The following is a 7,226-nucleotide window of genomic DNA, read 5'->3' as shown; positions in this document are numbered from 1 at the left end:
CGAACAAGGCGGCCGCGCGCATCTGGCACAGGGGTTACTGGCCCGAAACAAACGTAGGAGCGAGCGCAGCTCGCGATTGCGCCGCGCGGGCGGCGCTCGATCTCACAGGCGCTGCATATCTGCTGGCAAACACTCAGTTCCCTGCCGCCAGTACCTGCGGGTTGGCCACGTTCTGCGGTGCCCCCCCGAAAAACGCCAGCACATTGTCAAAGGCATCACCGAAATACAGCTCGTAGCCGGTCTTTTCCACATACCCCAGGTGGGGCGTGGCCAGCACACGCGGGTGGCGCAGCAGGGGGTGGCCGGGGTCGAGCACCGGCTCCTGCTCGTACACATCCACCGCCGCATAACCTGGCCGGCCTGTATCCAGTGCTTGCAGCAACGCCCCTGGCGCAATCAGTTCCGCGCGGCTCACGTTCACCAGCAGGGCGTCCTCCTTCATGCGTGTCAGGTCGTCCAACGTCACCCGGTGCCGGGTTTGCTCGGACAGGCGCAGGTTCAGGCTGACAACATCCGCTTCGGCAAAAAACGCCTCGCGTGACGCCGCGGCCCGGTGGCCATCCGCCGCGGCGGCGGCCCGGCTGCTGTCGCTGCCCCACACCAGCACCGGCATGTCGAACGCCTGCGCATAGCGGGCCAGGCGTTGGCCGATCTTGCCGTAGCCCCAGATACCCAGCACCTGGCCAGCCAGTGCCTGCCCCAGGTTGACTTGCCAGTGGCCTTGGCGGAAGGCATCGATGGCAGGCACCAGTTGGCGGCGGGCATTGAGTATCAGCGCCCAGGCCAGCTCCGCTGGGGCGACTGGCGAGCCCCGGCCCTCGGTCACCACGATGCCCCGGGCGGTACAGGCGGCCAGGTCGAGGTGGCTGGAGACCTTGCCGGTCTGGCTGATCAGCTTGAGGCTTGGCAGGCGATCGAGCAGGGCGGCGTCGATGCGGGTGCGTTCGCGGGTCAGTACCAGCGCGTCAGCGTCGGCAAAGCGTGCCGCCAATTGCTCGAGCGTCGCTGGCTGGGGGGCATGCAGTACGTGGACATCGTGCCCGTGCAGGCGACTGAAGCAGTCGAGGGTACGGATCACGTCCTGATAGTCGTCGGGGATGACAATGCGCATGGTGGTCGAGCCCTGGCAGTACTATGGGGGACCCACGATACCCCAACCTGACCTGCGTTCAAGTGCCTACAAAGGGGGGTGATAGCTGCTCCACCAGAAAATCCACGAACACCCGCACCCGCGCCGGCATCGACGGCCCGCCCACGAACACGGCATGGATCGGCTCGCGGTCGTCAGGATTGTAGGCTTCCAGCAGCGGAAGCAGGCGCCCGCTGGCCAGGTCATCGGCCACCGTGAAGGTGCCGATGCGGGCCACGCCTGCACCCAGCCTGGCCAGCTGTGCCAGTGCTTCGCCGCTGCTGCATTCGATGTTGCCCCGCACCTTCAACGCAAAGACCTCGCCGTCGCGGCGGAACGGCCAGTCTGCTACGGCCCGGCGAAAGTTGAAGTGCAGGCAGTTGTGGCCGGCCAGGTCTTCAGGCACCAGCGGCGTACCGCAGCGCGCCAGGTACTCGGGCGAGGCCACGACCACCTGGCCGGTTTCGCCAATTGGGCGGGCGCTGAGCGAGCTGTCGGGCAGGTGGCCAAAGCGCAGCGCAACGTCGGCCTGGCCGGCGTGAATGTCGGCCACCTCGTCGCTGATGGTCAGGTCGACCAGTACCTGCGGGTAACGCGCGCTGAACGCCGCCAGCAGCGGCACCACGGTCAAGCGGGCATGCCCTTGCGCGGCGCTGATGCGCAAGCGCCCGCGCGGCACGCCCTGGTCGGCGATCGCATCCTCGACTTCCTGCAGGTCGGCCAGCACCCGCCGCGCGCCGCGCAGGTATGCCTCGCCCTCGGGGGTCAAGGTCAGGGCCCGGGTGGTGCGCAGCAGCAGGCGGGTGCCCAGGCGCTGCTCGGTGCGGGCGAGAATGCGGCTGACCGCCGAAGGGGTCAGGTTCAAGGCGCGGGCGGCGGCAGACAGGCTGCCCGCGTCCACCACCTTGGCGAAAACCGCCATTTCACCGGATCTACCGCTGAAGTCCATTTGTGCCTCGCAAGCAAAGGTGATTGGCAAAAAGGCTGTCTAGTGCGCCAGGGAAGCAGATCGTAGCATTTGCCGCATAGCTAAGGAGTTTTTGCCATGCGTATCAATCCACCTCTGGTCGCACTTGCCATCGGTGCCTTCGGCATCGGTGTCACCGAGTTTGCCCCCATGGGCATGTTGCCCAGTATCGCCACTGACCTTGGCGTTTCCATACCTGCTGCCGGGCTGTTGGTCAGTGCCTATGCCCTCGGTGTGCTGATCGGCGCACCGCTGATGACCCTGGCCACGGTAAGGATCCCGCGGCGTTACCTGTTGATCGGCCTGATGGCGATCTTCACCCTGGGCAACCTGATGTCGGCACTGGCCAGTGACTACGCCAGTCTGCTGGTTGCCCGCGTGGTCACGTCACTTAACCACGGCGCGTTCTTTGGCATCGGCTCGATCGTCGCCGCCAGCGTGGTACCGCCCGAGAAGCGCGCCGGGGCGGTGGCAGCGATGTTCATGGGCCTTACACTGGCCACCATCGGCGGGGTGCCGCTGGCCACCTGGTTTGGTGAAATGCTGGGCTGGCGCACGGCGTTCTGGGGCATCGCCGGGCTTGGCCTGATCGCGATGACCACGCTGTGGTATGCACTGCCGAACGTACCTTCGCCCAAAGGCGACGGGGCCATGGCCGAAATCCGCGTGCTCGTGCGGGGGCCGGTGCTGGCGGCGTTGTTGCTGACCGTGGTGGGCTCCAGCGCCATGTTCACGGTGTTCACCTACATTGCGCCGATCCTGCAGAACGAAGCTGGCGCGTCCACCACCTTCGTCACCGCCATGCTGGTGCTGTTCGGTGTCGGCCTGACCTTGGGCAACGTGTGGGGCGGCAAGGCAGCGGACCGCTCGGTCGAGCGCACCTTGATCCTGTCGTTGGCGGTGCTGATTGCCGTGCTGCTGGTGTTCCCGCTGGTGCTGGACTGGCCACTGCCCACGGCACTGGCGATCCTGGTCTGGGGTGCGGCCAGCTTCGCCTTGGTGCCACCGCTGCAGATGCGCGTGATGGAAGCGGCCAAGGATGCCCCCAACCTGGCCTCGGCGGTGAACATCGGTGCATTCAACCTGGGGAATGCGATCGGCGCGGCGCTGGGCGGCGCGGTGATCAACGTGGGGTTGGGCTACGCGGCGATTGCCCTGGCAGGGGCGGCGATGGCGGCGCTGGGCCTGGTGTTGGTACTGCTGTTTGCCTGGCGTGGCCGGGCGGCGGCCATGGCACAGTGCAATGTGCCAGGCTGACCGCGCCGGGGGCTTTACGGGGTGCCGTTACGGCCATGCAGGTGGTAAGCCGGGCGCTCGCTCAGGCGCTCGTAGTAATCGCGCACAGCCGGTAGGTGCGGGTGCTCGAACGGCGTTTCGAACCAGCGGTTGACCGACAGGCCGATAGGAATATCGGCCAGGGTGAACTGGGCACCGGCCACGTAGGCGCCGGTAGCGGCCAGTTGCCGGTCGAGGATGTGCATGTAACGCGCCCAGTCCGCACAACCCGCCGCCAGCGCCACAGGGTCCTGGTGGGCGGGCGAATGCCTGACCAGCGACATGAAGGCGTAGCTCCAGGCGCGGTTCAAGTCTGACGCCTGCCAATCGATCCACTGGTCGATCCTGGCCCGTGCCTGTGCTTCGCCGGGGTAGAACGCGGTGGCGCCATAGCGGTTGGCCAGGTAGCGGATGATGCTGTTGGACTCCCACAGGGTGAAGTCGCCATCCTGGATCACCGGAACCATGGCGTTGGGGTTCAGCGCCAGGAATTGCGCGGTGTCGGTGGCCTTGAAGCCCGTACCCCAGTCTTCGCGCTCGAAGGCGACCTCGAATTCGGCACAGGCCCACAGGACTTTTCGCACGTTGATGGAAGAGGCTCTGCCCAATATCCGTAGCATGATGTTCGTCCTGAGTGGGGGTGATTGATCGTCCGCCACTGCCCGGTCTCGGTCAAGGGGCGGGGTGCAAGGGGGGGCTGCACGGTAACTTTGTAGGGCATTTCCGAAAATGAGCCGTTCCAGGCTCAAGTCATTGTGGTGGCCCAGGCCGCCGCCTAGTCTCGGCACGCTCAACCCCCCGAGGAATGAACATGGAAAACGACACCCCCGAAGACAACAACACGCTCAATGTGGTGGCGGCGGCCAGCCGCTTCGGCCACCCCGATGCCGAACTGGTGCACATGCGACCGCAGTTGCCGATACGAACCGCGCTGACGGAAGCCTCGGCCATCATGGGCTGCATTACTGAAATCACGCGCAAGGCCATCGACCGGCCAAGTGACCGCAAGGTGATGATCAAGGCCACGTTCTACCTGGCGGGCATGGCCAAGGCACTGGTCGATGGCCAGCTGCTGCAGATGCGCCAGGCGCGCGAGAAGGAGGGCATCGAGTAGACAGGGTTGCCTGGGGGCCATGAACTTGGCACCCTTGGGCGGTTTGAATCGTCTGCATCATTTCAAAAGGAGGTTCGCATTGAGTTGGGACAAGGTGGGGAAGCTCCTGGTCGCGGTGCTGGTTGGCCTGATGGTCCTGTCGGCCGCCTACGCGTTGTTCAGGGGCAACCCGCGGCTGGAAGCGTCACTGACGTATGCCTACCTCACCTATCCTGGCCAGTTCAGCGAGCGCATCAGCAAAGCCAGCGACCAGCTCAAGTATGAGCAGTTGCAGGGGCGCATCAACAGCATCAGCCAGGGGCAGTTGAGCCACGATCAGGTCGAGCGCCTGGTCGAACTGGCTCAGTTGCCGTACGCCCAGCTGTTCGCCAAACCGTTCGAGGCGGGGTTGGTGGACCACCGTACCGGCTTGCTCATCGAGCTGCACAACAGTGGCGATGCGCCGGTGCGCCAGGTCAAAGTGCGCCTGCCAGGCAAAGGCCTGGTGCAGGTGCGCGATGCTGCTGGCAACGACACACTGCTGGAGCAGGCTACCGCGCAAGTCGACATCCCTGTCATCGAGCCGGGTAGCCGGTGCAAGGTGTGGGTGTATTTCGACGCCGATTATTCCCAGATTCGCCAGGGCGGCGTCAGCATTACCCATGCCGACGGCGCAGCCAATGTGCAGGTGTATCACGAAGTGATCGGCTTCCCGGCAACCGTGGCCCGCTACAGCCGCGAGCTCATGGGGCTGCTGGTGGTACTGGCGCTGGGCGTGCTGGGCCTGGGTTACGCGCTGCTGGCGCGCCGTGCAGCGCGCCCCGCAGCGCAGCGCTAGGGGCTTGCCTTACTCTCCAGTGTCGCGGCTGGCAGTCTGCTGCTCCCCCATTACCTTGCCCCCAGGCAGTTGATCGAACGGGTGCAAGCCATCTTTGCGGTAGGGGTCGCCGATCCAGCGCGGTGCCGCCACGAATTGCGCGCTCACCAGGCTCTTGGCCGGCTCGAAGCCGTCGTAGCTCAAACCGGCAAGGTCCGACAGCGTATGGATCAGGTGCGAGCTGCTGTACGGGCGCTTGGCCATCGCCTGCAGGTCCCGCGGGTGCTGGGCCTGCCAGCTGGGTGAGGTCCACACCAGGAACGGGATGGTGTACATCGGCCGGGTCGGCGCGCTTTCGTTGCGCCCCAGCCGGTCGTGGTTACCAGAACTGTATACGTCCTCACCATGGTCGGACAGGTAGACCAGGAAGCCATTCGGGCTGCCGGCAGCGTAGCGCTTGATCAGGCTCGACACCACGAAGTCGTTGTAGCGCACTGCGTTGTCGTAGAAATTGTAGGTTTGCACCTGGTCATCGGTCAGCGCACTCGGTGCGCCCTGCTTGTCGGTGAAGTGGGCATAGGCGTCCGGGTAGCGGTAGCGGTAGTCCATGTGGGTGCCCAGCAGGTGCACGATGATGAACTTGTTGGGGGCCGGGTCTTGCAGGGCCTTCTCGAACGGTGCGAGCACCACGTCATCGTACTGGCTGGCATTCTGGTTGCGCTGGTTGTTCAGGTACACCGGCACGTCCGTCTGCTGCGAGAAGGTGGTGAGCATGGTGTTGCGCTTGGTCATGGTTTGCTGGTTGGTGATCCAGAAGGTCTTGTAGCCTGCCTGTTTCATCAGGTTGATCAGCGATGGGTCGGTGAGGAACCGGTCCGGGGCCTGCTCATCGCCGAAGGTCAGAATCTGCTGCATCACTTCGATGGTGTAGGGGCGGGGTGACACCACATCGCGGAATACGGTCAGCCCTTTGTCGTTGGCAGCCAGCGCGTCGAGGTTGGGGGTGGTGTCACGGTTGTAGCCATACAGGTGCATATGCTCGCGGGTGGTCGATTCACCCAGCACCAGAACCAGCGTGCGCGGTGCCGAACCGCTGTTGTCACGCAGGTTCTGTAGGGGCGGCAGGGCAGCATTCTGCGCCAGCAGCGCCTGCATGTTGTCCAGTTGCTGGCGGTACTGGCGGTAGCCGACCAGCAATTGCCAAGGCACTGCAGGTTCCATGCGCTGCTGTACCTTTTCCAGCGCATCGGCAAAATTGCGCTCCTGGGTGACCATTTGCTTGTAGAACGGCAGCACCAGGTTGGCTGCCAGCAACAGCACCACCACTGGCAGGCGGCTGCGCAGCGGCAGGTAGACCGGGCGCAAGCGGCGCCACAGCAATACTGCCCCCACGGTGTACAGCAGCAACGCCAGGCCCAGCCAGGCACTGAAGTACTGGCTGAAGTACTCACCGGCCTCGGCGGTGTTGGACTCGAACATCACGAAGATGACGCTCTGCGAGAACTCCTGGCGATAAATGCCGAAATAGCTCAGGCCAACCAGCGAAGCAGCCCACAGCAGCAGGCCGATGAGCGCCGCAGTGGCGCGGGTAAGGCGGGGCAGCAGCAGCACTGGGGCCAGCCACAGGCTACTGAGGAAAAACGCATCACGGAAACCCGAGAAACCGGTAGTGCCACTGAACAGCAGCAATGCCTGGGTGACGCCAGAGAAATACCAGAAGAACAGCAAGAGCCAGCCCAGGCCGGCCCAGTCCACGCGGGAAGGGGAAGTGGTGTGTGACACGTGTGCCTCGTCGTACCTTGGTAGCCCGCAACTGTGTGCGTGGCCGGAAAGGACGTGACGCTAATCTGTGGACTGTGAAAATAACGTCAAGGCGAGCAGCCATCGGGCCTTGGTCGTAGCCCGCTGCGCAGCAGCCGTGCGCAGCGGGTTGCTTGCACGGGTA

At 64.7% G+C, this 7,226-nt stretch carries 7 protein-coding genes; 3 read left to right on the top strand and 4 right to left on the bottom strand.

The genetic code is table 11. The annotated features are described in order from the left end of the window. Positions 1–133: 133 nt before the first annotated feature. Both QME24_RS22170 and QME24_RS22165 read right to left on the bottom strand, forming a co-directional pair. Positions 134–1,111 carry a D-2-hydroxyacid dehydrogenase family protein gene (locus tag QME24_RS22170; RefSeq protein WP_054905655.1) on the bottom strand — a complete coding sequence of 326 codons (978 nt, stop codon included), beginning with the start codon at positions 1,109–1,111 and terminating at the stop codon, positions 134–136. 58 nt (positions 1,112–1,169) lie between these two features. Next, on the bottom strand, positions 1,170–2,078 hold the full coding sequence (locus tag QME24_RS22165) for a LysR family transcriptional regulator (RefSeq protein ID WP_054905654.1): 909 nt from the start codon (positions 2,076–2,078) through the stop codon (positions 1,170–1,172). Between the two features lie 96 nt (positions 2,079–2,174). On the opposite strand from QME24_RS22165, the gene QME24_RS22160 reads away from it, so the two are divergent. Further along, complete coding sequence (locus tag QME24_RS22160) at positions 2,175–3,353, top strand: MFS transporter (RefSeq protein ID WP_029886083.1); 1,179 nt, start codon at positions 2,175–2,177, stop codon at positions 3,351–3,353. Positions 3,354–3,367: 14 nt separating this feature from the next. On the opposite strand, the gene QME24_RS22155 is transcribed toward QME24_RS22160, so the two are convergent. Further along, positions 3,368–3,991: a glutathione S-transferase gene (locus tag QME24_RS22155; protein WP_009685126.1), complete on the bottom strand. Its 624-nt coding sequence runs from the start codon at positions 3,989–3,991 to the stop codon at positions 3,368–3,370. 191 nt (positions 3,992–4,182) lie between these two features. Between QME24_RS22155 and QME24_RS22150 the strand changes: the two genes are divergently transcribed. Both QME24_RS22150 and QME24_RS22145 read left to right on the top strand, forming a co-directional pair. Next, positions 4,183–4,485, top strand: coding sequence for a DUF3077 domain-containing protein (locus QME24_RS22150; protein ID WP_009685125.1), 303 nt, complete (start codon positions 4,183–4,185; stop codon positions 4,483–4,485). Between the two features lie 79 nt (positions 4,486–4,564). Next, entirely contained in the window at positions 4,565–5,302 is a 738-nt protein-coding gene (locus QME24_RS22145; protein ID WP_054905653.1) for a hypothetical protein, read from the top strand. A 9-nt stretch (positions 5,303–5,311) separates the two neighbouring features. Here QME24_RS22145 and QME24_RS22140 read toward each other — a convergent pair whose 3' ends face one another. Next, positions 5,312–7,063, bottom strand: a complete 1,752-nt coding sequence (locus QME24_RS22140) for a phosphoethanolamine transferase CptA (protein ID WP_082414703.1) — start codon at positions 7,061–7,063, stop codon at positions 5,312–5,314. Positions 7,064–7,226: the final 163 nt, after the last annotated feature.

This window comes from Pseudomonas sp. PARCl1, from assembly GCF_947311875.1.
Lineage (GTDB): Bacteria > Pseudomonadota > Gammaproteobacteria > Pseudomonadales > Pseudomonadaceae > Aquipseudomonas > Aquipseudomonas juntendi.
The sequence above is the reverse complement of the archived record's forward strand: the minus strand, read 5'-3'. Positions and strand labels throughout refer to the sequence as shown.

Coding starts and splice junctions, on each gene's coding strand:
- QME24_RS22155 (WP_009685126.1), bottom strand. CDS start 3,991: ATGCTACGGATATTGGGCAGAGCCTCTTCCATCAACGTGCGAAAAGTC.
- QME24_RS22165 (WP_054905654.1), bottom strand. CDS start 2,078: ATGGACTTCAGCGGTAGATCCGGTGAAATGGCGGTTTTCGCCAAGGTG.
- QME24_RS22150 (WP_009685125.1), top strand. CDS start 4,183: ATGGAAAACGACACCCCCGAAGACAACAACACGCTCAATGTGGTGGCG.
- QME24_RS22170 (WP_054905655.1), bottom strand. CDS start 1,111: ATGCGCATTGTCATCCCCGACGACTATCAGGACGTGATCCGTACCCTC.
- QME24_RS22160 (WP_029886083.1), top strand. CDS start 2,175: ATGCGTATCAATCCACCTCTGGTCGCACTTGCCATCGGTGCCTTCGGC.